Raw genomic sequence first — 22807 nt, 5'->3', positions numbered from 1 at the left:
ACCCGTTCGAACAGCATTGCTCACATTCGAATAGGTGTTCTATAGTTATGGGTATGTCCGTCCACCATGCCGTCGCCGCCGACCCGCAGACGCTGAGAGAGCAGCTCAGCCGTCTCCCGGGTGTCACGACTGCGCGCGAGCTCTTCACCGGTCCCGAACCGCTGCCTGTGGACGGCATGCTGGCCCCGGTCTTCACCCGCGGTGGACTGCCGCGCGGGGAGATCCTCAGCGTCACCGGCACGCTCGCGCTGTCCTTCGCGTGTGCGGCTGCAGCGAAGTCCACCCGCGAACAGCACTGGTGCGCAGCCGTCGACACCCCGGAGCTGGCGGTCGCCGGACTGGCTGAGCTCGGCATCGACCTGGAGCACTTCGTGCATGTGCGCACCCCGCCTGCGGACTGGCAGCGGGTCGTGTCGATCCTGCTGGAGACCTTCGATCTGCTCATCATCGCCCCGCCGGCTGCCCCGAGTCCACAGGAGCGTCAGCGCTTAGCCGCCAAGGTTCGCGAACGCCGCGCCAGCCTCATCGCCCTCGGCCCGATGCCCGGCAGCAGCGAAAGCTGCGAGGTCTCCGTCGCCGGCTGGGACGGCCTGCACGCAGGCACCGGACGGCTGCGGGCCTGCACCGTACGGGTGCGGCATCCGCGCACCGGCGAGCATCTGCTCACCTGGCCGCTCACCCCCGGTGCACCCAGCGTGCAGCAGCTGCCCACCGCCTCGGGCGCGGAGGCTGTGGCCAGCCGGCCGGCACACCCGCAGATCCAGGTGATCGACGGTGCCGGCTGAGACCCAGCGGACCCTCGTGCTCACGGTCCCGGACTGGTCGGCGACCGCTGCAGCCGAAGCGCACGGCTGGGCGGCCCACGAACCGGTCGCCGTGCTGCGCGGCGGGCGGATCGTCTCCTGCAATGCCGCCGCCCGGGCCGTCGGCATCACCACCGGGATCAACAAGCGCGCCGCTCAGCTGCGCTGCCCGCAGGTGCGCATCACCGGCTGGGACGAGGACCTCGACCAGCGGATCTTCGCCACCGGCCTCGATGTGCTCGAAACCAGCCTCGCCCGCTTCACCGTGCTCGCCCCGGGGGAGGTGAGCATCCCGCTGACCGCACTCGCGCGCACCTACCCCAGTGAGGACGCCGCGGTCGAGGAGCTGCTCACCACCGTCACCGACGCCACCGGCTGGGAGTTCTTCGCCGGCATCGCCGATTCGGTCTTCGCCGCGATGCTCGCCGCCCGCACCGCCACCCGGGTGCTGCCCGGGCAGACCGCCGACTTCCTCGCCACCCAGCCGACGACCGCGCTGGCCTATGCCGATGCCCACACCTACGGTGAGCTCGTCACCGTCTTCGAACGCCTCGGACTCGACACCCTCGGGGCGCTGGCGCAGCTGAGCGAAGGGCAGATGCGCACCCGCTTCGGCACCCTCGGCGTGCAGGCCCACCGACTGGCCCGCGGGCTGCCGGTCCACCGGCCGGTCGACCACGTCCGCCAGCGCGAGCACCTCATCGAGGTGCCGATCAGCCCACCGAGCACACGCGGCGACGAGCTGTCCTTCCACGCCCGTGCCGCTGCCGCTGAGCTGTTCACCGGGATCCGGTCAGCCGGGCTCGTGTGCCCGAGCCTGACGATCGAGCTCGTCGCCGCCGGCGGGCAGCGCAGCCAGCGGACCTGGCGGCTGGAGCTCATGGACGAGAACCTCGTCGCCGACCGGGTGCGCTGGCAGGCCGAAGGCTGGCTGGCCGGACAGTCAGCACCCGCCGCTGCCGAACCGGTCGATGAGGGGCTGGCGGAAGCCGATGGTGTCTGCGCGCTGGCGCTGACCGCGGCTGAGCTGCTCGCCCCGCTGGAGGCCCACACCTCGCTGTTCGCCCAGCGCTCGGGCTATGTCACCCACACCCTGGAGCGGCTGCAGGGCCTCTACGGGCCCGAGGCGGTGCGCGTGCCCCAGCTGCAGGGCGGCCGGGAGCCTGCGGAGACGAATCTGTGGACGCCGTGGCAGCAGCAGCCCCGCCCTGAGCGCAGCGCGTCGGCCCCGTGGCCGGGCCGGCTGCCGGCCCCGCACCCGATGATCGTCGACCGCGCGCCTGTCGAGCTGCTCGATCGGCAGGGGATGAGCGTCATCGCCCGGCCCAGCGGGCTCGACAGCACCCCGGTGCTCCTACGGCTGGAGTCCGGCGCCGAGTTCAGCATCGTCGATCACTCCTCGGCCTGGCCGGTCGAGGCCGGCTGGTGGGATCCGGCCCGGGCCCAGTACCGAGTGCGGCTGCAGGTCCTCACCGACTGCGGGCAGGCCTTCCTGCTGTGCAAGGAGCACGGCCGCTGGCACATCACCGGACGCTACGCCTAGAAGGAGGACCTGATGGGATACTGCAATCCGCCGATCCCGTGGTCGGAGCTCGAACGCCGCCTGTCCTCCCGCACCGCCGCCGAGGCGGTTCCCGAACCGCTGCAGCTGCGTCCCCCCGACCTGCGGGCCGGTGGGACAGGTGCCGGTGACGCTGGGAGGCAAGCGCCACCTCGGCGCCGGGGCCGGCCGTGGGCAGAGCTGCACGTGCATTCGACGATGAGCTTCCTCGACGGAGCCTCAGAACCCGAAGAGCTCATCGACGCTGCCGTCGACGCCGGGCTCGAGGCGATCGCGCTGACCGATCACAACGGCCTCTACGGGGCCGCCCGCTTCGCCCAGGCAGCCGCCGGGCGGGGGATCGGCACCGTGTACGGGGCGGAGATCTCCCTGGGCTTGAGAGCGAAGATCCCCGGCCAGATCGACCCGGAGGCCGCCCACGCCCTCGTCCTCGCCCGCGGGGTGCCCGGCTACCGGCACCTCTCGGCCACACTGACGCAGGCGCATATGACCGGGACGAAGAACAAACCGGTCATCGACCTCGAAGGCCTGGCCGCGGCGGCCGAGCAGGGCGGCGGCGACTGGTATGTGCTCACCGGCTGCCGCAAGGGACTGCTCATCCCGCACCTGAGCGATCCCGACGGCGGACTGGGCCGGCTGCGCCGGCTGGTGGCGATGTTCGGCCGCGAGAGGCTCGTCGTCGAGCTCACCCGCACCGGGCTGCCCGAAGACGATGAGCGCATCCGCCATCTGTGCGAACTCGCTGCGCGGGCTGGGGTGCGCACGGCGGCGACGAACCAGGTCCACTATGCCAGCCGGGAGCAGTTCCATGATGCGCAGGTGCGGGCGGCGGTGCGTGCGAACTCCAGCCTCGACGAGGTCGCCGGCTGGCTGCCTCCTGCAGCCCTGCAGCGCATCCACACCGGGGCGGAGATGGCTGGCCGGTTCCCAGCTGAGGCACTCGATACGGCCGTCGAGATCGCCGCTGACTGCGCCTTCGAGCTGCGTGCCGCCCGGGCCGGTCTGCCGCAGGCACCCGTGCCTGCCGGGCTGAGCGATGCCGAATTTCTGCGTCAGCTCGTCACCGCCGGCGGGCTCAGGCTCTACGGCACCCGCGAGCAGCGCCCGGATGCCTGGGAGCTGCTGGATCGCGAGCTGGCCACGATCGAGCAGATGGGCTTCTGCGGGTACTTCCTCATCGTCTACGACATCGCCCGGTTCTGCCGGGATAACGACATCTTCTGCCAGGGCCGGGGGTCGGCTGCGAACTCCGCGGTCTGCTACGTCCTCGGCATCACCGCCGTCGATGCGGTGCGCTTCGGGCTGCTGTTCGACAGGTTCCTCGCCCCTGAGCGCGAGGGCTATCCCGATATCGACGTCGACATCGAATCCGGCCGCCGCGAGGAGGTCATCCAGTACGTCTACGACCACTACGGCCGCGATCGGGCCGCCCAGGTCGCCAATGTCATCACCTACCGGGCCAAGTCCGCCGTCCGCGATGCCGCAGCCGCCCTCGGCTACGAGCCCGGCCAGCAGGACGCGTTCTCCAAAGGACTCGAGCGCTGGTCGCGGCTGCCCGAAGACGACGATGACGACGACAGCAGTGGGGGAGCAGGCGGTCAGCAGGGGGTGCCCGGCCCGGTCATCATCGCCGCCCGCGGGCTGCTCGGCACACCCCGCCACCTGGGCATCCACTCCGGGGGCATGATCTTAGCCGACCGGCCGATCGGCGAGGTCGTGCCGATCGAACCGGCGACGATGGAGCGGCGCACCGTCGTGCAGTGGGACAAGGATGACTGCGCGCATATGGATCTGGTGAAGTTCGATCTGCTCGGCCTGGGCATGCTCACCGCCCTGCACGAGATGGTCGACCTCATCGCCGTCCACACCGGTGAGCGCATCGAGCGGGCGCTGCTGCCGCAGGAGGACCCGGAGGTCTTCGACATGCTGTGCGCAGGCGATGCGATCGGCGTCTTTCAGGTCGAGTCCCGCGCCCAGATGGCCACCCTGCCGCGGATGCTGCCGCGCTGCTTCTACGATCTGGCCGTCCAGGTCGCACTCATCCGGCCTGGGCCCATCCAGGGCGGGTCGGTCCATCCCTACATCCGCCGCCGGCAGGGACTCGAAGCCCCGGACTACCTGCATCCGCTGACCCGCTCGGCACTGGAGAAGACGCTGGGGGTACCGCTGTTCCAGGAACAGCTCATGCAGCTGGCCATCGATGTTGCCGGGTTCTCCGGCGGCGATGCCGACCAGCTGCGCCGGGCGATGGGGGCCAAGCGGTCGAAGGAGCGGATGCGTCAGCTGGCCGACCGGTTCCATGCCGGGGCGGCGGCCCGCGGGGTCGATGCGCAGACCTCGCAGGTGATCTTCGACAAGATCGCCGCCTTCGCCAACTACGGGTTCCCCGAAAGCCACGCGATCAGCTTCGCCAACCTCGTCTACGACTCCGCCTGGTTCAAGCGCTACCACCATGCCGCGTTCACCGCCGGGCTGCTGCGCGCCCAGCCGATGGGCTTCTACTCCGCTCAGTCGCTCATCGCCGATGCCCGCAGGCATGGGGTGCGGATCTTGCCGGTCGATGTGCAGGCCTCCAGCGCGCAGGCTGACCTGGAGGCTGATGCGGATTCGACTGGCGGGTTCGCCGTCCGCATCGGGCTCTCAACGGTCCGCGGGGCCGATTCCGCTGCCGAGGCGATCGTCGCCGCGCGCGAGGCCGACGGCCCCTTCACCTCGGTCGGGGACCTCGCCCAGCGCACCGGCGTCGATGTCACCGTGCTCGAAAGCCTCGCCACCGCAGGCGCGTTCGCCTGCTTCGGCCTCGACCGTCGGCAGGCGCTGTGGGTCGCCGGCTCCCAGGGCGGGTCAGGCCCGGGCATGCTGCCGGGCACCGCCCCGGTCGCCGAGGCCCCGGCTCTGCCGCTCATGAACAGCTTCGACATCACCCTTGCCGAACTGTTCTCCACCGGCCTGACCGTCGACGGCTACCCGACCGAGCAGCTGCGCGGCAGGCTGCGCGAACGCGGCTACGCCTCGACCGCCGATGCCCAGCAGGCCGTCGACGGCCAGACGATCACCGTCGCCGGGCTGGTGACGCACCGGCAGCGGCCCGGCACCGCCTCAGGTGTGACGTTCATGAACCTCGAAGACGAGTTCGGAATGCTCAACATCGCCTGCTCACCAGGACTCATGCGCCGCTACCGGCCGATCTCCTACAGCCACAACGTCCTCGTCATCCGCGGCCGGGTGCAGCGGGCCGGCACGGTCGTCAGCGTCACAGCCGACAAGCTCATCCCACTCGACGTCAAGATGCCGGTGAAGTCACGGAACTTCCAGTGAGACAGGCGCTGCATGCCCCCTGTATGACGTCATGTGACGGCACGTGACAGACAGATGACGAAAGGGGCCCGCCCGGTGAGGCCGGCTCCCTAGCGTGGACGACATCACAACCGACCTGCACCAGCTTGAAGGAGCACCCCATGAGCGAACTGAGCTTCGAGACCCGACAGATCCACGCCGGACAGTCACCGGATACGGCCACCGGCGCCCGCGCCCTGCCGATCTACCAGACCACCTCGTATGTCTTCGACAGCGCCGAGACCGCCGCCAACCGCTTCGCGCTGGCCGACCTCGGCCCGATCTACACCCGCATCGGCAACCCGACGGTCGCCGCCGTCGAAGACCGCATCGCCGACCTCGAGGGCGGCGTGCAGGGTGTGCTCGTGGCCTCCGGCCAGTCCGCGGAGTTCCTGGCCATCATCAACATCGTTGAAGCCGGCGATCACGTCGTGGCCAGCCCCAGCTTGTACGGCGGCACCTACAACCTCCTCGACGTCACCCTGCGCAAGCTCGGCATCGAGACGACCTTCGTCTCCGATCCCGGTGACGTCGAGGCCTGGAAGGCAGCCGTCAAACCCAACACCAAGCTGTTCTTCGCCGAATCCGTGGCCAACCCCCGCTCCGACGTCCTCGACATCGCCGCGGTGGCAGAGACCGCGCACGCCGCCGGGGTGCCGCTCATCATCGACAACACCCTCGCGACTCCTTACCTCGTCCGCCCGATCGAGCACGGTGCTGATGTCGTCATCCACTCAGCGACGAAGTACCTCGGCGGCCACGGCACCTCGATCGCCGGGATCATCGTCGACAGCGGCAACTTCGACTACAGTGCCGAGCCTGAGCGCTTCCCCGGCTTCAACCAGCCCGACGACTCCTACAACGGTCTCGTCTACGCCCGCGACCTCGGCCCGGATTCGGCGTTCGGCGCGAACGTCTCCTATGGCATCAAGGCCCGCGTGCAGCTGCTGCGCGATCTCGGACCGGCCGCCTCGCCGTTCAACGCCTTCCTCATCGCCCAGGGCCTGGAGACCCTCAGCCTGCGCATCGAACGCCATGTTGCCAATGCCCAGCGGGTCGCTGAGTTCCTGGAGAGCCACGCCCAGGTCGACAAGGTCCACTTCGCCGGCCTGCCCTCAAGCCCGTGGTACGAGCTCGGCCAGAAGTACCTGCCTAAGGGTGTCGGCTCCGTGCTCGGCTTCGAGATCGCAGACGGCTACGACGCTGCTGTGAAGTTCGTCGACGCCCTCGAGCTGCACTCGCATGTCGCCAACATCGGCGATGTCCGCTCGCTGGTCATCCACCCGGCCTCGACGACGCATGCGCAGCTCGACGAGGACGCCCAGCGCGCCGCCGGAGTCAGCCCGGCCTTCGTCCGCCTGGCCGTCGGCATCGAGGGCATCGATGACATCATCGCCGATCTGGAGAAGGGATTCGCCGCCGCCCGCGGCTGATGCACGATGCAGGTCGCCAGCCGTACAGCCGTCGCCGAGTTCCACGATGTCGTGCTCGAATCCGGGTACGTCTTCGAGCAGCTGCACATCGCCTATGAGACCTATGGGCAGCTGAACGCGGAGAAGTCCAACGCCGTGCTCATCGAGCATGCGCTCACCGGGGATCCGCATGTCAGCTCCGGAGTGGCCAACCCGGCGGCGGCTGAGTCACCGCGGTCCTTCGCCCCCGGCTGGTGGGAAGACGTCGTCGGGCCGGGCAAGGCGATCGACACGAACGAGTTCTTCGTCGTGTGCGCCAATGCCATCGGCGGCTGCAACGGCTCGACGGGCCCGACCTCCCCGTCAGCCGCTGGGCTGGCGCACGGCTCCCGGTTCCCGGCCGTGTCGATCCGCGATATGGCCGCAGCCGAGGTGCTGCTGAGCGACCGGCTCGGCATCCCGGCCTGGCACGCGGTCATCGGCGGGTCGATGGGCGGGGCGCGGGCGCTTGAGTTCGCGCTCGTGGCTCCCGAGCGGGTCAATCGCGCCACGATCCTGGCCGCGCCGGCGTTCTCGGATGCCGACCAGATCGCCTGGGCCCACACCCAGATCCAGGCGATCGAGCTCGATCCGGACTTCTGCGGCGGGGACTATGCCGTCATCGGCCGGTTCCCGCGCCGCGGCCTCGGTCTGGCCCGGCAGATCGCCCACCTGACCTACCGGGCGGACTCCGAGCTCAACGAACGCTTCGCCAACACCCGCCAGGAGCAGTGGCCCGACCTCGCCCACCGGCCGCGGCCGGCCTCGGCAGGCGATGCCTACTACGCCATCCAGAGCTATCTCGACTACCAGGCGACCAAGCTCGTCGACCGGTTCGATGCGCAGTCCTACCGGATACTGACGCAGGCGCTGCGCGATCACGATGTGCGCCGCGGCCGCTCGACGAACCTCGCCGAGGCGCTGTCGGCAGCGCAGGCGAAGTTCCAGGTCATCAGCGTCTCCAGCGACCGTCTCTACCCGCCGGCCCAGGTGGCCCAGCTCGCCGCCGCGCTGCCGGGCGACGTCGAGACCCATGTGCTCGACTCGTGGGCAGGTCACGACGGGTTCCTCACCGAAGGCGCCCAGCTCTCACCGCACCTGCGCCGCTTCCTCACGTGATCAGCCGGCCACCCCATGCGGGGCGGCCGGCTGATCCGGTGCTCTCACCGGGCCCGAGGCGGTGGGCCCGCTGGCATCAACCGCGCTTGGCCTTCTTCTCCTTGGCCTTGCGCTGCTTGTACAGGTGCCGCTCATCGACCGGGAAGTCGCGCTGGGCGCGGGCATTGCGGTAGTAGTCCATCGCCTCCTGCTGACGCTTCGCCTCGATGCCCTCGGCGATCGTGGCCCTGCGGTGCTTGGGCCCGTATCCGAAGGACTCGCAGATATCACCGGCGTTGGCAGCCAGCTTCGCACACAGGCTGTCGATGGTCGGCCCGATCTGGCGGGCCCGCGACATCGACAGGCGGCCGTACATGATGTGCCAGCCGATGTTGTCCTCGATGAGGCTCAGGCCGTAGAGGTCGCGGATGCGGCGTAGCAGCTTGGCCTCCTCCTCATGACCGGAGCGCTTCTGCACCTCGTGCATCGCATCGTTGAGAGCCTCCCACTTGAGCGCCTCGATGTAGGCACGAGCGGCCTCGATGAGCTGATGCTGCACACTGTTGAACACCTCGGCGGCCTTCGCCGGGGGCATCGAGGCGGCCGGGCGCAGGGTGCCGGCGAGGTCGGCGACCATGACCTCGACGCGATTGTGCAGCATCGCCTGCTGCACATGGCCTGAGCGCACCCGCTTGTTATTCAGCGCCGGAGTGAAGATGTCGCCGATGGTGCGCCCGACGTTGGCCAGACCGGAGCGGTACAGCGAGTGCTCGGCGGCCTGGGTGCCGATGTAGCGGGCAACACCGCCGAGGTCGATGTCCTTGAGTTCGGCGGCGTAGTCGCTCAGCAGGCGCTTGGCGACCAGCTGCAGCAGGACGGTGTTGTCGCCTTCGAACGTGACGTAGACGTCGAGGTCGCCGTAGAGGCCGACGAGTCGGTTCTCCCACATGTAGCCGGCGCCGCCGCAGGCCTCACGGCATTCCTGGATCGTGCACAGCGCATCCCAGGTGGTGATCGCCTTGAAACCGGCGGCCTGGGTCTCGAGTCGCTGGCGGGCCTCATCGGAGTCGTCCTCGCCGCCGAATACCAGCTGGAAGGACTCCAGCAGCTGATCGTGGGCCACCGCATTGGCGAACACGCGGGCGACCAGGGGCATGAGGCGGCGCTGGTGCTGCTGGTAGTCCATCAGCACCTCCTCGACGGCGTCGTCCCCACCGGTGAACTGGCGGCGCTGAAGCCCGTAGCGCATGGCGATGTCGAGAGCGAGCTTCGCTGCAGTGACACCGGAGCCGTCGAGTGAGACACGGCCCTGGACGAGGGTGCCGAGCATCGTGAAGAAGCGCCGGCCCGGGGATTCGATGTCCGAGGAGTAGGTGCCGTCGGCTGCGACGTCGCCGTAGCGGTTGAGCAGGTTGGTGCGCGGCACGCGCACGTTGTCGAAGGACAGGCGGCCGTTGTCGATGCCGAGCAGTCCGCCCTTGCGGCCGTCGTCCTCCGGGGTGACGCCGGGCAGCGGCTCACCCGCAGCGCCGTCGCGGATCGGGACGAAGAAGCAGTGCACGCCGTGGTTGACGCCGTTGGTGATGAGCTGGGCGAACACGACGGCGGCCTCACCGTGGACGGCGGCATTGCCGAGGTATTCCTTCGTCGCTGCCCGGAAGGGGGTGTTGATGACGAAGGTCTCATCGGATGGATCGTAGGTGGCCGTGGTGCCGATCGAGGCGACGTCGGAGCCGTGGCCGATCTCGGTCATCGCGAAGGCGCCGAGCAGCTCGCCGCGGACGGCGGGCTTGAGCCACTTGTCATGCTGTTCGGCATTGCCCAGATGCTGGATCGCCCCGGCGAAGAGCCCGAACTGCACACCAGCCTTGATCTGGATGCTCGGCTCTGCGGTCACGAGCTCCTCGAACGCGGCGACGTAGCCTGCGTGGTTGTTCTGACCGCCTTCGGATTCGGGCAGCGGCAGACCGGAGATGCCGGTGTCGATGAGCGCCTTGACTCCGGCGAGGGTCTCCTCGCGCAGCTGCTCGAGGTCACCGGTCTCGCTGAGCACGGCGTGTTCGCTGTCGATGAAGCTGCGGCCGATGTAGCGCTGCTCGGCCCACCGCCCGTCGAGGACGGCGCCGATGCGGGCGGGATCGATGGACAGCTGGTGCTTCTTGCTCATGGTCACTCCTTGGTCTCGGAATTCGGTGCGGGTGGAGTCGTGCGGGCGGACGCGCCCGAGGTGGTCTGGGATCGCTCGGCGATGCCGGTCAGGGCAGTGCTGCGGGAGCTCCACAGCCAGGTGGTCAGCTGGTCGACGAATGCCTCCTGGTCAGTCGGCCGCAGCAGCCAGCGCTCGGTGCTGGCGCGGACGAATCCGATGGCCCCGTAGGCCCACTGCACTTCGGCATCGCCGGAGAGCTGGAGCCTGCGGCACAGCAGCGCGGTGATGCCCTGGAAGAAGGTGTCGTAGTCGTTGTCGGCCTTCGGATCTGCGGTGCTGGTCACCGCGGCGTCGCAGAACCGGTAGACATTCGGGGCGCGCGCGGCGAGGTCGACGAACGCTGAGATCATCGCGCGCAGCGACTCGCGCGGGGTGTGCGGGCTGTAGTCAGCCCGGTCAAGCGAGCGTGTGATGACTTTCATCGCCCATTCGCCCATGGCGCGCTGCAACCCGCCCCGGTCGCCGAAGTACCGGTACAGCACCGTCTTCGTCGTCTGCGCCTGCACCGAAAGCTGCTCCATGGAGATCTCGGGTCCGTGGTCGGTCACGGCATGGCGCACAGTGCGCAGGAGCATCTTGCGACGCTCGCGGCGGTGGGCGTCCCAGCGTGCGCTTCGGCCATCCTGAGTGACGGGTTTCATATGACGAACAGTATCAGGTACTGTCAGTAACAGGTATTCACGGTGCGCTCGCATCGACCTGACAACTACGACCCCCGGAGGAATCACATGACGCAGCGCAGAGCCGCAGTCCTGGGAGGCAACCGCATCCCGTTCGCCCGCAGCAACAAGCAGTACGCCCACGCCTCGAACCAGGACATGCTCACCAGCGCACTCGACGGTCTCGTCGCCCGCTACGGCATGGCCGGCGAACTCCTCGGCGAGGTCGCAGGCGGCGCCGTGCTCAAACACAGCAAGGACATCAACCTCACCCGCGAGGCGGTCCTCGGCTCCGCACTCGACCCCCACACCCCGGCTTTCGACATCGGACAGGCCTGCGCCACCGGCCTGGAGACTGTCGTATCGATCAGCCACAAGGTCATGCACGGCCAGATCGAATCCGGCATCGCCTGCGGTGTCGACTCCGCATCCGATGCCCCGATCGTCGTGACCGAAGAGCTGCGTTCGATCCTGCTGGACCTCTCGCGCGCGAAGTCGAACGGTCAGCGCCTCAAGACTCTGGCTCGGCTGCGGCCGCAGCACCTGGCTCCGCAGGCGCCGAGCACCGGCGAGGCCCGCACCGGCATGTCGATGGGCGATCACCAGGCCATCAGCACCGCAGTCTGGGGCATCAGCCGCGAAGACCAGGACGCACTGGCTGTGGAGTCGCACCGCAACCTCGCTGCCGCCTGGGACCGAGGATTCTTCGACGACCTCGTCACCTCCTACCAGGGTGTGAGCGTCGATACGAACCTGCGCCCGGACTCGACGATGGAGAAGCTCGCCGAGCTCAAGCCGGTCTTCGGCCGCAACCTGCCGGAGCCTGCCACGATGACGGCAGGCAATTCGACTCCGCTCACCGACGGCGCGTCTGCCGTGCTCATCGGCAGCGACGAGTACGCCGCCGCCCACGGTCTGGAGCCGCTGGCATACTTCCGCGACGCTGAGGCGGCCGCCGTTGACTTCGTCCACGGGGGAGAGGGACTGCTCATGGCTCCGGCCTACGCCGTTCCGCGTCTGCTGGCCCGCAACGGCCTGACGTTTGCCGACTTCGACTTCTTCGAGATCCACGAGGCCTTCGCATCGACCGTGCTGTGCCACCTGGCGGCATGGGAATCAGAGGAGTTCTGCCGTGAGCGCCTCGGCCTCGACGGCGCACTCGGCTCGATCGACCGCACCAAGCTCAACCCCAACGGCTCGTCGCTGGCAGCCGGGCACCCGTTCGCCGCAACCGGCGGGCGCATCATCGCCACCGCAGCCAAGCACCTGAAGGAGACCGGCGGCACGCGCGCACTCATCTCGATCTGCGCTGCCGGCGGTCAGGGACTCACCGCGATCCTGGAGGCATGACCATGAACGACAAGTACATCTCGCTGGCCAACGGGCCGCTGAAGAAGATCGTCAAGACCCTCGGACTGCCGGCACCTGTGCCGCTGCGCCGCTTCGACCCGGCCGACAGCTCCCACGGCTACCTCAGCGAGCCGATCCTCGTGCTCGGTGAGACCAACGGGGCCGACGCACTCAGCCAGCTGCTGCTCGACAACGGCTTCAGCGTCCACCGCACCCCGAACCCGGGTCTGCGCTACCAGGCGATCATCGCCGCCTACGACGGCCTGACCCACCCCGACCAGCTGCAGGACACGACCCTGGCCATCGGCTCGGCGCTGCGCCAGCTGACGAAATGCGGTCGGGTCATCACCGTCGCCGACGCCGGCGTCGTCTTCCCGCACACCACCGATGCCGACCCGGCGCTCAACGCCGTCCGCAACGCCGTCACCGGCATCACCCGCTCGCTTGCACACGAGATGCGCGCCGGCTCGACCGCCAACGGCATCGTCCTCGACGGCGTGCAGGCCACCGCTCCATCGGCTGTAGCCGCCCTGTGGTTCCTGCTTTCGGCGAAGTCCGCTTACGTCTCCGGGCAGTTCCTCACCGTCTCCAGCGACCGCGGAACCACCACCTCGGCCGCGGAGTTCGCCGCCACCGGCCAGACCGGACCGCTCAACGGTGCAGTCGCTGTCGTCACCGGTGCCGCCCGCGGCATCGGCGCAGAGATCGCCCGTGTGCTCCACCGGGATGGGGCACAGGTCTACGGTGTCGATGTTCCGCAGGCCGGGCAGGCCCTGGCGCAGACGATGAACAGCATCGGCGGTGTCGCCATCCAGCTCGACATCACCGCCGAGGACGCCGGCCAGCAGATCATGGAGCGCGTCGGTGCCCCGATCGACATCCTCATTCACAACGCCGGCATCACACGCGACAAGCTGCTGGCGAACATGGACGAATCCCGCTGGGCCTCAGCCATCGCTGTCAACATCTCCTCCCAGCTGCGCATCAACGAGACGATCACCGCTGCCAACGGCTGGGGTGAGGCTCCTCGTGTCGTGTCGCTGGCCTCGATCGCCGGTCTTGCCGGCAACCGCGGACAGACGAACTACTCGGCTTCGAAGGCCGCTGTCGTGGGAATGGTCGCGGCTGCCGCAGAGGACTTCGCTGCGCGCAGCGGCACGATCAACGCCGTGGCACCGGGCTTCATCGAAACGGATATGACGGCTGCGATGCCGATGGTCCCGCGTGAGCTCGGCCGGCGCCTGTCGAGCCTGCAGCAGGGTGGCAAGCCGCGCGACGTCGCCGAGGCGATCGCGTTCTTCGCTCAGCCGGCCGCCGGCGGCATCAACGGCAAGACGCTGCGCGTATGCGGCCAGAGCCTGCTGGGGGCGTGATGCCGAAATTCACTCGCGGCGTACCGCAGCCCATCAACACCGGTGCAGTGCTCGGCAAGACCCTGCTGCGCCAGTTCAAGAAGCGCCCCCACAGCTATGCTCATATGCCGACCCGCTCGGTGGAATCGACCACCACGCTCGATCCCGTCGAGGTGGCAGCGTTCCACCGCGTCGTTGAGGCACCGGTGACCGATGCGGTGCATCCGGGATACCTGCACAAGCTCGGCTTCCCGCTGGCGATGCAGCTCATGACCGACCCGGGCTTCCCGCTGCCCCTGCTGGGCCTGGTGCACATCGTCAACCGGTTCAGCCTGCACCGGCCGGTCCTCATCGGAGAAACCGTGACGACCTCGGTGCGGATCGGGCAGGCACGCAAGCACCGCAAGGGCACCGAGTTCGACGTGCTCGTCACGGGGGACGTCGACGGTGGTACGGTCTTCGAGGAGACCGCCACGTATCTGGCCGTCGGCAAGCACCTCAGCAGCGCCGAGGCCGAGCGCGAGGAGGCGCGCAGCGAGTTCGAGGCGCCTGGAGTGCCGTCTTCGATCTGGAAGCTGCCGCGCTCGATCGGCCCGACGTATGCGAAGGTCTCAGGGGACTACAACCCGATCCACCTGAATCCGCTGGCCGCCAAGGCCTTCGGGTTCCCGGCATCGATCGCCCACGGCATGTACACCGCCTCGCGTGCGCTCTCGGCCGCCCAGGCCCCGGCCGGCGGCTACGTGTGGGGGGCGCAGTTCGCCAAGCCGGTCATCCTGCCGGCGCGAGTGGGCTTCGGTGTCTTCGACGATCACGAAGGCGCTGCTCGCCGCTATGCGGTGTGGAGCGTCAAGAACGGCAAGCCGCACGTGCTCGGAAGCATCGCGCCGCTGTCGTGAATGGAGTGTCTGAACGCCGCCTGACCTGCGTGGATGCCCGCATTCACGCAGGTTGGTGCGGCGTTCGTCACAGAGGGCGAATCCGATTTTGCAATCGGGTTCAGAGCATGTAATGTGTTCTCTGTTGCCCGCGCGGGTGGCGGAATTGGTAGACGCGCTAGCTTGAGGTGCTAGTGCCCACTATATCGGGCGTGGGGGTTCAAGTCCCCCCTCGCGCACAACCGGCTCAGGCCGTTGAAAGCCCCGGAACCATTGAGGTGCCGGGGCTTTCTGCATGTCGGCCGAGCCTCCGTCTGCACGGGATTCTGTGACATACTCGCCGGTGAGGATGCAGCCCATCCGAACCGTGTTCCCGGCAAGACAAGGAAGTCATCAGTGCCCTCTACGCGAAGTGAGCTCGTCACTGCCGCTGTCCACTATCTCTACGCGCTGTCACAGAACCTGACACCGGCAGAGGAGATCAGCGGTGCGGTCGAGTCCGAGGCTGCCGCGGAACTCGAAGAGGTCCTGCATGAGCAGGGCAGGACCCGTGCTGATGTGCTCAACGTCTTCGCACTCATCGCTGCCACCCGCGCCGAGCTCACAGCAGGTTCGGCGGTGCCGTTCTCCAAGGACGCCTATGATGCCGCGCGTGCCCGCGCGGTGCGCGGTCTGGAGTTCGCGGGCCAGGCTGGGCACCAGATCTGGCCGCCGACGAGCCAGACAGTGCGCAAGCGGCTGGGCACGAACTTCTGGAACGACGCTCTGAGCTCGCTGGGCTTCCCCACCTCGGGCGGGGGCCGCAGGCGGGGCGCCTTCCACTACTCTCCTGAAGCATTCCGCAGCGCGGTCAGCGATTTCCTCACTGATGCGCACGCAGCCGGGGGAGCGGAGAGCTTCAGCCGCTATGAGGCATGGGCCAAGGACGAACGGGCCGCCGGCCGGGCCAGGCCGTCAGGCGCCTCGGTGCGCAATCACTTCGGCAGCTGGAACGACGCCAAGGCCGCAGCTGAGCAGGTTTGACCTCGGCTCGGTCAGGTTGCGCGCGGCATCGGCCGGCCGAACGTCTTGATCCGCCAGCGCGGGGGCACATAGTCCGACCAGTGCCGCTCGATGGCCAGCTCGTAGCTTTCGACGAGCTTCTCGGTCGCCGCCCGCCAGCTGTGCTGCTCCATCTCGGCCTGCCCGCCGGCGGCCAATGCTGAGCGCAGGCTCTCATCTGCCAGCAGACGGTTGACCTGAGCTGACATGTCCTCACTCGAATGGGGTTCGCACAGCAGCCCGCCGACACCGTCGGGCACGGCGAACGGGATGCCGCCTGCCCGCGCAGCGACGACCGGCACGCCTGAGGCCATCGACTCCAGCGCCACCAGCCCTAAGGTCTCAGTGGTCGAAGGGAAGACGAACACGTCGGCTGAGGCGTAGGCCTCGGCCAGCTCCTGACCGCTCATGTAGCCGGTGAACAGCGTCGGGGTGCCGGCGAACTCAGCCTCCAGCTGCTTGAGATGCGGTCCCGAGCCGACCATCGCCAGCCGGGTTCCCTTCGGTGCGCGGGCGATGACGCCGCGCAGCACGTCGAGATCCTTCTCCTTCGACATCCGCCCGACATAGACGAGCAGCCGGTCCTCCGGGTGCCCGTCGGTGAGCCGCTCGCGCATCCGCTGCGAGTAGTTGCCCGGATGGTAGGTCTGCGTGTCGACGGCCCGCGGCCACAGGTCGAGGTTCTTGATCCCAGCCGCCGCGGCCTGCTCGATCATCGGCTGCGAGGTGCACAGGTTGACCTCGGCGAGGTTGTGGATCCACGTGATCCACCGCTCGGTCGTGTCGGTGATCCACTCGAGCCCGAGCCGCTGCGTGTACTCCGGCACATTCGTATGGAAGGACGCGAGCATCGGCAGATCGCGCCGCTTCGAGGACATCGTGCCGTAGGCGGCCAGCCAGATTGGGTTGACCGCATGGACGACATGCGGGTGGAAGCGCTCCATCGTCTTGGCGATGTTCGACGTCGGCAGGCCGACCCGCAGCTCGGGGTACCACGGCTTGAAGGACACAGATCGCACCGGCACCACCCGGAACCCGGCATAGCGGGCCGGTGGGTGGCCTGGGGCGAACACGACGACCTCATGGCCCATATCGGCCAGGTGGTCGAGGGTGCCCATGAGCCGGGTGACGACTCCGTCGATCTTCGGCAGGAAGACTTCTGTGAAGAGGGCGATGCGCATCAGCTGCCGGATACCGCCGCCGTCTCGTCGTGGTCACCTCTGGCCTGCGCATCGGCCAGGTCCGAGGTGTCGGCCGGGACGGTGGGCACACCCGGCTGCTGGTGCTTGGTCCAGACCGAGGACGCCGGGATCTTCGACAGGTCTGCCCGGTGGGCGTAGCGCTTGGCGGTCTCATTGACCTCCATGAGCAGCCCGTCGGACAGAGTCGTCGGCTTGAGCCCGAGTGCCAGGAACGTCGCGTTCGAGGCGTGCAGGTCGTTCTCTGCCGATTCGTGGCGCGGGTTGGGCACGTTCTCCAGGCGGGCGCCGGTGATCGAGCAGATGAGCTCGGCGAGTTCGCGCACCCGGTGGGTCTCGGTCAGCTGGTTGAAGATCTTGACCCGCTCACCGGCCTCAGGGGGATTGTCCACCGCGATCTCCACACAGCGGACCATGTCCTGGATGTGGATGAATGCGCGTGTCTGCCCGCCGGTGCCGTGGACGGTCAGCGGGTAGCCGACCGCCGACTGCATGAGGAACCGGTTGAGCACGGTGCCGTAGTCGCCGTCGTAGTCGAAGCGGTTGACCAGGCGCTCATCGAGCTTGGTCTCTGCGGTGTTCGTACCCCAGATGATGCCTTGGTGCAGGTCGGTGATGCGCAGCGCATCGTTCTTGGCGTAGTAGGCGAACAGGTGCTGATCGAGCACCTTCGTCATGTGGTAGATCGAACCCGGGTTCGTCGGGTACAGGATCTGCTGTTCGACCTGGTACGGCTCGCACGGCCGTCCCTCGGCATCCTTGTCGGCGGTGACCTGCACATCGAGGTAGCCCTCGGGGATCTCCATGCCGGCGGTCCCGTAGCCGTAGACGCCCATCGTGCCCAGGTGCACGAGGTGGATGTCGGAGCCGTTCTCGACGATCGCAGCGAGCAGGTTGTGGGTGGCGTTGACGTTGTTGTCGACGGTGTAGCGCTTGTGCGCCGGGGACTTCATCGAGTACGGCGCTGCCCGCTGTTCGGCGAAGTGGATGACGGTGTCGGGTGCGTACTCGCCGAGCAGGCGCAGCACGGCTTCGTAGTCCTGCGCCAGGTCGATCTGGGCGAAGCCGATCCGCTTGCCGGTCAGCTCCTCCCAGGCGTCGAGCCGTTCTTCGATCGAGGCGATCGGGGTCAGCGACTCCGCACCGAGCTCCTCGTCGATCGCCCGGCGGGACAGATTGTCGAGGATGACAACGTCGTGGCCTCGCGCTGAGAGATGCAGGGCTGTCGGCCAGCCGCAGAATCCGTCTCCACCGCAGACAACAGTCTTCATCTTGCTCCTCCTCGATCGACGACGGCGCGCTCGCGCCGGGACACTTAGTCGTAGTCTGTCATATGCACACGCCGCCCACACACGCGGGGACGCGCCGGAGGGCCCCGGCTTCGAAGGCGTTACGGGGTATTCATCTGCGGTTCGCCGATTTCCGGATGACGAACGCTCGCGAACGTGCTTGCGCTTCCGGTGTACGCTCGGCTCAGGCCGGCCCGGCCGCACCGCCGCGAGTGAGAATGGAGAGTGCCGATGAGTCATCAGTTCGCCAGCGCCGAGGCAGAGGTCACCCGCCTGTGCCAGGAGCTCATCCGCATCGACACGCAGAACTGGGGCAACAACAAGTGCAATCCCGAGCGTCCGGCCGCTGACCAGATCGCCGCCTGGTTCGCCGAGGTCGGCCTGGAGTCCCAAATCTACGAGTCCGCTCCCGGCCGCGCGACGCTGGTGACCCGGGTGCCGGGCACCGATCCCGAGGCGCCGGCGCTCGTCGTGCACGGTCACACCGATGTGGTTCCCGCCGATGCCTCCGAATGGTCTGTCGACCCGTTCGCCGGGGAGATCCGCGACGGTCTCGTTTGGGGTCGTGGAGCCGTTGACATGAAGGACATGGACGCGATGATCATCGCGGTCGTGCGTACGATGATGCGCGAAAATCTACGCCCGCGCCGCGATCTCATCATCGTCTTCTTCGCTGATGAGGAGGCAGGCGGGCTCTACGGTTCGCAGTGGATGGCCAAGAACCATCCCGAGGTGTTCGACGGCGCCACCGAGGCGATCTCCGAGGTCGGCGGTTACTCCGTCGATATCCGCGGCCAGCGCGTGTATCTCGTCCAGACTGCGGAGAAGGGCATCGCCTGGCTCAAGCTCATCGCCCGCGGCACGGCCGGGCACGGCTCGCAGATCAACCGTGACAACCCGGTCACCAAGCTCGCCGAGGCGGTCGCGCGGATCGGCGCGTACGAGTGGCCTGAGCAGATGCCGCAGGCCACCCGCGACCTCCTCGTCGGCGTGTCCGAGCTCACCGGGATCCCCTTCAGTGCAGAGACCTACGGCGAGCTGCTCGACGAGCTCGGCTCGGTGGCCAAGTTCGTCGGCGCGACGTTCGCCAACACCTCGAACCCGTCGATGCTCGAAGCCGGGTACAAGCACAACGTCATCCCCTCGACCGCCTCGGCCTACATCGACTGCCGGCACCTGCCCGGTCAGTACGAGGACCTCAAGCTCAAGCTCAAGGAGCTCGCCGGCGAGGGTGTCGACATCGAAGAGGAGATCGTGGCCACCGCGCTCGAATCGCCCTTCGGCGGACGGCTCGTCGACACGATGGTCGCCTCCCTGCAGGAGGAGGACCCGGATGCCACAGTGCTGCCGTACACGCTCTCAGGCGGCACCGACAACAAGGCGCTCTCGCTGCTGGGGATCACCGGCTACGGCTTCGCACCGCTGCGCCTGACCCCGGATCTCGACTTCCCGGCGATGTTCCACGGTGTCGACGAGCGGGTGCCGGTCTCAGCTCTGGAATTCGGTGCCCGGGTGCTCGGCCGGTTCCTCATGGACGCCTGAGCCATCCGCACCTGTTCTCACTGCGGCAGCTGTCGCGGTGTCAGTCGTCGTCCTCCAGCCAGCGCTGACGGCGCTGGATCGAGGCGACGACGACGCCGAGGAGCACAAGCCCGATCGCGATGAACGTCTGCGGGCCGATCGGCGCAGCCCCGACGGGGAAGAGCAGGTCGATGACGAGTGAGCCGAGTAGATTGCCGAACAGCGCCAGCAGGCTGATGAGCAGCACCCCCAGCCGGCCGACGGCCACGGTGGAGAAGCCGATGTACATGACGCCGAGCACACCGCCGATGAGCATCCACCACTGACCCGGCAGCTGCGGGAACCCGCTGATCGGCACGCCGGACAGGCGCACGAGGATCGCTGCGGCGAAGAGGAACAGCGAACCGACGAGGAAGTTCGTGAACGTCGCTGCGAATGCCGAGCGGGAGGCGGTGTTGAGGTTGCCGTTGAAGGCCTGCTGGAATGCCGTGAGCGCACCGGAGGTCAGCGGCAGCAGCGGCGCCCACAGGGGAACGCCGTGCGATAGTGCCCCGGAGGAGGACACGACGACGCCGAGGAGGACGATGATGACGCCGGCGACGCGGGGGACGCTCGGTGCCCTGCGTCCGCCTGGGCTCAGGTGGGTGTTGTCGACGATGATCCCGCCGAGCAGCTGACCGCACACGAACGACATGATGAATGTCGCCACGCCGAACAGCGGGACCGTCAGCGACTGGGCGATGACGACAGAGGCGCCGCCGATGCCGCCGGTGAGCATCCACCACGGGAACTCGCGGCGGCGCACGAGCTGCCAGGCGCGTCCGAGTCCACGTCGGGCGGCGGGGGCGAACGGAATGGCGAGGCACAGGACGACGAAGCCGCCGGTGAAGGAGATGAACGCGGAATACAGGCCGTGGCCGAGGGCGGCGGCGAGGTGGCCGTTGGTGGTGCCCTGGATGGACATCGCGATGCCGGCGGCGATCATCGCCACGGCTGACAGCAGCGCCGGCCCGCGGGAAGCGGTGGCCGTCATGCGGAGTGCTTGATGCGGATGATGCGGCGACGCAGCCACACGGTCTTCGACCCGCCCATCCCGATCCGGGTGCGCGCCAGCTCCCAGCGGCCGTATTCGGCTTCCTCGGTCAGCAGGCGGGCGGCTTCGGATCGGGTCATCTCCCGATGCAGGCTCACGGTCCGGAACTCGTACTCCACAGGTGTACGACGTCGCTTCACATTCCCTCCTTCGCTCCGATGAGATTATCACCAGGCCAGCCCGATTCCCGGGCGGCTCGCAAGGCGGACACGGCGTGGCCGGCGTGCACTATCCTGAGGCGTATGGTCCATCTGGTTCTCATCCGGCATGGGGAGAGCGATGCCAACGCCGCCGGCCTGCTGGCCGGCCGCACACCCGGGGTCGCGCTCACCGAGGCCGGCCGTGCCCAGATCCGCAGTCTGGCCGGCATCCTGCCGTTCGCCACGATCACCGCGCTGCGGCACTCACCGCTCATGCGGTGTGTGCAGACGACCGAAGAGCTGCTCGGCATCATCACCGTCGGCCAGACACGCGAGGACCCGGGCCTGGCCGAAGTCGACTACGGGCAGTGGAGCGGCCAGCCGCTCACCTCGCTCAAGGAGCACCCTGAGTGGGCGCGGGTGGCCGAAAGCCCCTCGACGATGGTCTTCCCCGGCGGGGAGTCGCTGCAGGCGGCGGCCTCTCGGGGGATCGCCGCAGCCGAGGCGCTGGTCGCCGAGCTGCGGCAGCGCACCGTGGCCAGTGGCGAGGATGAGAAGACCCAGGAGGACAGCGTCGGGATCATCGTCAGCCACGGTGACATCATCAAAGCGATCCTCGCCGATGCCCTCGGCAGCCCGCTCGACCGCTTCCAGCGCATCGCGGTGGCCCCGGGATCCTTCAGCGTCATCTCCTACCCGGCCACCGGGCATCCGGTCGTGACCGCCATGTCGGTCACCGCCGGCGGACGCCAAGCCGCCCCCGACCTCGGCGGCGGCCGATGACCGCTCCCGGTCAGGGGAGCGGCGGGCCAGGGGAGCGGCGGGCCGGTCAGATCGCGGAGATGACTCCGGCACCCAGCAGTGCGTAGATGACCAGGCCGATGATGACGCGGTACCACACGAAGACGGCGAACGAGCGGGTGGAGATGAACTTGAGGAACCCGACGATGACGACGTAGCCGACGACGAAGCTCACGAGTGTCGCCAGCGCGGTCGGGCCCCAGCCGAGCACCATCGGCTCGCCGATGCTCTTGAACAGGCCGTAGAAGCCCGAGGCCATGACGGCCGGGACGGCGAGCAGGAACGAGTAGCGGGCAGCGGCTTCGCGCTTGAAGCCCATGAGGCGGCCGGCGATGATCGTGCCGCCGGAGCGCGAGACACCGGGGATGAGGGCCATCGCCTGCGCGAGGCCGTAGAGGATGCCCTGACCCCAGGTCATGTCCTTGAGCTCATAGGTGCGCGAACCGTACTTGTCGGCCACGCCGAGGATGATGCCGAAGACGATGAGCATCGTCGCGGTGATCCACAGGCTGCGCAGCACAGTCTCGATCTGGCTTTCGAACAGCAAGCCGAGCACAGCGATCGGGATCGAGCCGAGGATGATGAGCCAGCCGAGCCGGACCTTCGGGTCGTCCTTGGGACCGCGTCCCACAAGCGCTTTGCACCATGCGGCGATGATGCTGGTGATGTCCTTCCAGAAGTACACGAGCACCGCGGTCTCAGTGCCGATCTGCACGATGGCGGTGAAGAACGCTCCCGGGTCCTCACCCGGCAGCAGGAACTCGCCGACGATCCGCAGATGTGCTGATGAGGAGATCGGCAGGAACTCCGTGAGTCCCTGCACGACTCCGAGGATCGCGGCGATGAGCCAATCCATGCACTTACTCCTAGCTGTAGGCACCCGCCAGCGGCGGTGTGGGCAGACTCCGGCGCCGGGGATCTGGCGGCGGGGTTGGGGTCAGCTCGGGGGATTCGTCACATGGCGGCGACGACGCACCGGCGGGCAGACCCACATCAGGGTAGACCCACTGATCAGGTAACCTCAAG

Annotated in this window: 18 protein-coding genes and 1 tRNA gene; 12 read left to right on the top strand and 7 right to left on the bottom strand. The window is 68.2% G+C overall.

What is annotated here, in order from left to right; translation table 11 throughout:
* Positions 1-53 precede the first annotated feature (53 nt).
* The 5 genes from HLA91_RS07140 (at position 54) to metX (ending at position 8270) form a co-directional block, all read left to right on the top strand.
* Complete coding sequence (locus HLA91_RS07140) at positions 54-785, top strand: porin (protein ID WP_170274115.1); 732 nt, start codon at positions 54-56, stop codon at positions 783-785.
* Positions 775-2346, top strand: coding sequence for a Y-family DNA polymerase (locus HLA91_RS07135; protein WP_170274114.1), 1572 nt, complete (start codon positions 775-777; stop codon positions 2344-2346). Before HLA91_RS07140 ends, HLA91_RS07135 begins: the two co-directional genes overlap by 11 nt.
* A gap of 12 nt (positions 2347-2358) precedes the next feature.
* Positions 2359-5682, top strand: a complete 3324-nt coding sequence (locus HLA91_RS07130) for an error-prone DNA polymerase (protein WP_170274113.1) — start codon at positions 2359-2361, stop codon at positions 5680-5682.
* A gap of 140 nt (positions 5683-5822) precedes the next feature.
* On the top strand, positions 5823-7133 hold the full coding sequence (locus tag HLA91_RS07125; protein ID WP_170274112.1) for a bifunctional o-acetylhomoserine/o-acetylserine sulfhydrylase: 1311 nt from the start codon (positions 5823-5825) through the stop codon (positions 7131-7133).
* A 6-nt stretch (positions 7134-7139) separates the two neighbouring features.
* Positions 7140-8270, top strand: a complete 1131-nt coding sequence (gene metX, locus HLA91_RS07120; RefSeq protein WP_170274111.1) for a homoserine O-acetyltransferase MetX — start codon at positions 7140-7142, stop codon at positions 8268-8270.
* A 76-nt stretch (positions 8271-8346) separates the two neighbouring features.
* Here the strand turns inward: metX and HLA91_RS07115 are convergent, their stop codons facing one another.
* Both HLA91_RS07115 and HLA91_RS07110 read right to left on the bottom strand, forming a co-directional pair.
* Positions 8347-10416: an acyl-CoA dehydrogenase family protein gene (locus HLA91_RS07115; protein ID WP_170274110.1), complete on the bottom strand. Its 2070-nt coding sequence runs from the start codon at positions 10414-10416 to the stop codon at positions 8347-8349.
* A gap of 2 nt (positions 10417-10418) precedes the next feature.
* Positions 10419-11099 (bottom strand): TetR/AcrR family transcriptional regulator, encoded by a 681-nt coding sequence (locus tag HLA91_RS07110; RefSeq protein WP_204514186.1) that lies wholly within the window; start codon positions 11097-11099, stop codon positions 10419-10421.
* Positions 11100-11186: 87 nt separating this feature from the next.
* On the opposite strand from HLA91_RS07110, the gene HLA91_RS07105 reads away from it, so the two are divergent.
* The 5 genes from HLA91_RS07105 (at position 11187) to HLA91_RS07085 (ending at position 15720) form a co-directional block, all read left to right on the top strand.
* Positions 11187-12467, top strand: coding sequence for an acetyl-CoA C-acetyltransferase (locus HLA91_RS07105; RefSeq protein ID WP_165882928.1), 1281 nt, complete (start codon positions 11187-11189; stop codon positions 12465-12467).
* Between the two features lie 2 nt (positions 12468-12469).
* On the top strand, positions 12470-13840 hold the full coding sequence (locus tag HLA91_RS07100) for a 3-oxoacyl-ACP reductase (protein ID WP_170274174.1): 1371 nt from the start codon (positions 12470-12472) through the stop codon (positions 13838-13840).
* Positions 13840-14718, top strand: coding sequence for a MaoC/PaaZ C-terminal domain-containing protein (locus tag HLA91_RS07095; RefSeq protein ID WP_170274109.1), 879 nt, complete (start codon positions 13840-13842; stop codon positions 14716-14718). The genes HLA91_RS07100 and HLA91_RS07095 overlap by 1 nt, the downstream gene beginning before the upstream one ends.
* A 130-nt stretch (positions 14719-14848) precedes the next feature.
* Positions 14849-14936 (top strand) — tRNA-Leu (locus HLA91_RS07090).
* Positions 14937-15093: 157 nt separating this feature from the next.
* The gene (locus HLA91_RS07085) at positions 15094-15720 is read left to right on the top strand and encodes a hypothetical protein (protein ID WP_170274108.1); all 627 of its coding nucleotides are present in this window, start codon (positions 15094-15096) and stop codon (positions 15718-15720) included.
* Positions 15721-15731: 11 nt separating this feature from the next.
* Here HLA91_RS07085 and HLA91_RS07080 read toward each other — a convergent pair whose 3' ends face one another.
* Both HLA91_RS07080 and HLA91_RS07075 read right to left on the bottom strand, forming a co-directional pair.
* Positions 15732-16919 carry a glycosyltransferase family 4 protein gene (locus HLA91_RS07080; protein WP_170274107.1) on the bottom strand — a complete coding sequence of 396 codons (1188 nt, stop codon included), beginning with the start codon at positions 16917-16919 and terminating at the stop codon, positions 15732-15734.
* Complete coding sequence (locus tag HLA91_RS07075; RefSeq protein WP_170274106.1) at positions 16919-18208, bottom strand: NAD-dependent epimerase/dehydratase family protein; 1290 nt, start codon at positions 18206-18208, stop codon at positions 16919-16921. Before HLA91_RS07075 ends, HLA91_RS07080 begins: the two co-directional genes overlap by 1 nt.
* A 249-nt stretch (positions 18209-18457) precedes the next feature.
* Here HLA91_RS07075 and HLA91_RS07070 point away from each other — a divergent pair, with 249 nt between their 5' ends.
* Complete coding sequence (locus HLA91_RS07070; protein ID WP_170274105.1) at positions 18458-19768, top strand: M20/M25/M40 family metallo-hydrolase; 1311 nt, start codon at positions 18458-18460, stop codon at positions 19766-19768.
* A 40-nt stretch (positions 19769-19808) separates the two neighbouring features.
* Here HLA91_RS07070 and HLA91_RS07065 read toward each other — a convergent pair whose 3' ends face one another.
* The gene (locus tag HLA91_RS07065; protein WP_170274104.1) at positions 19809-20780 is read right to left on the bottom strand and encodes a DMT family transporter; all 972 of its coding nucleotides are present in this window, start codon (positions 20778-20780) and stop codon (positions 19809-19811) included.
* Positions 20777-20959 (bottom strand): DUF5703 family protein, encoded by a 183-nt coding sequence (locus tag HLA91_RS07060; protein WP_311197719.1) that lies wholly within the window; start codon positions 20957-20959, stop codon positions 20777-20779. The genes HLA91_RS07065 and HLA91_RS07060 overlap by 4 nt, the downstream gene beginning before the upstream one ends.
* 123 nt (positions 20960-21082) lie before the next feature.
* On the opposite strand from HLA91_RS07060, the gene HLA91_RS07055 reads away from it, so the two are divergent.
* The gene (locus tag HLA91_RS07055) at positions 21083-21763 is read left to right on the top strand and encodes a histidine phosphatase family protein (protein ID WP_102160109.1); all 681 of its coding nucleotides are present in this window, start codon (positions 21083-21085) and stop codon (positions 21761-21763) included.
* Positions 21764-21809: 46 nt separating this feature from the next.
* Here HLA91_RS07055 and HLA91_RS07050 read toward each other — a convergent pair whose 3' ends face one another.
* Positions 21810-22637, bottom strand: a complete 828-nt coding sequence (locus HLA91_RS07050) for an undecaprenyl-diphosphate phosphatase (RefSeq protein ID WP_170274103.1) — start codon at positions 22635-22637, stop codon at positions 21810-21812.
* Positions 22638-22807 lie beyond the last annotated feature (170 nt).

The organism is Brevibacterium luteolum (genome assembly GCF_013004595.1).
In the GTDB taxonomy this organism is placed as follows: Bacteria; Actinomycetota; Actinomycetes; order Actinomycetales; family Brevibacteriaceae; genus Brevibacterium; species Brevibacterium luteolum.
Note: the sequence above shows the minus strand (reverse complement) of the source record. Positions and strands in the feature narration are given on the sequence as shown.

Excerpts from the sequence above, each read along its gene's own strand:
- HLA91_RS07140 (WP_170274115.1), top strand. The coding sequence starts at position 54 with ATGTCCGTCCACCATGCCGTCGCCGCCGACCCGCAGACGCTGAGAGAG.
- HLA91_RS07130 (WP_170274113.1), top strand. The coding sequence starts at position 2,359 with ATGGGATACTGCAATCCGCCGATCCCGTGGTCGGAGCTCGAACGCCGC.
- HLA91_RS07125 (WP_170274112.1), top strand. The coding sequence starts at position 5,823 with ATGAGCGAACTGAGCTTCGAGACCCGACAGATCCACGCCGGACAGTCA.
- metX (WP_170274111.1), top strand. The coding sequence starts at position 7,140 with ATGCAGGTCGCCAGCCGTACAGCCGTCGCCGAGTTCCACGATGTCGTG.
- HLA91_RS07115 (WP_170274110.1), bottom strand. The coding sequence starts at position 10,416 with ATGAGCAAGAAGCACCAGCTGTCCATCGATCCCGCCCGCATCGGCGCC.
- HLA91_RS07110 (WP_204514186.1), bottom strand. The coding sequence starts at position 11,099 with ATGAAACCCGTCACTCAGGATGGCCGAAGCGCACGCTGGGACGCCCAC.
- HLA91_RS07105 (WP_165882928.1), top strand. The coding sequence starts at position 11,187 with ATGACGCAGCGCAGAGCCGCAGTCCTGGGAGGCAACCGCATCCCGTTC.
- HLA91_RS07100 (WP_170274174.1), top strand. The coding sequence starts at position 12,470 with ATGAACGACAAGTACATCTCGCTGGCCAACGGGCCGCTGAAGAAGATC.
- HLA91_RS07095 (WP_170274109.1), top strand. The coding sequence starts at position 13,840 with ATGCCGAAATTCACTCGCGGCGTACCGCAGCCCATCAACACCGGTGCA.
- HLA91_RS07080 (WP_170274107.1), bottom strand. The coding sequence starts at position 16,919 with ATGCGCATCGCCCTCTTCACAGAAGTCTTCCTGCCGAAGATCGACGGA.
- HLA91_RS07075 (WP_170274106.1), bottom strand. The coding sequence starts at position 18,208 with ATGAAGACTGTTGTCTGCGGTGGAGACGGATTCTGCGGCTGGCCGACA.
- HLA91_RS07070 (WP_170274105.1), top strand. The coding sequence starts at position 18,458 with ATGAGTCATCAGTTCGCCAGCGCCGAGGCAGAGGTCACCCGCCTGTGC.
- HLA91_RS07065 (WP_170274104.1), bottom strand. The coding sequence starts at position 20,780 with ATGACGGCCACCGCTTCCCGCGGGCCGGCGCTGCTGTCAGCCGTGGCG.
- HLA91_RS07055 (WP_102160109.1), top strand. The coding sequence starts at position 21,083 with ATGGTCCATCTGGTTCTCATCCGGCATGGGGAGAGCGATGCCAACGCC.
- HLA91_RS07050 (WP_170274103.1), bottom strand. The coding sequence starts at position 22,637 with ATGGATTGGCTCATCGCCGCGATCCTCGGAGTCGTGCAGGGACTCACG.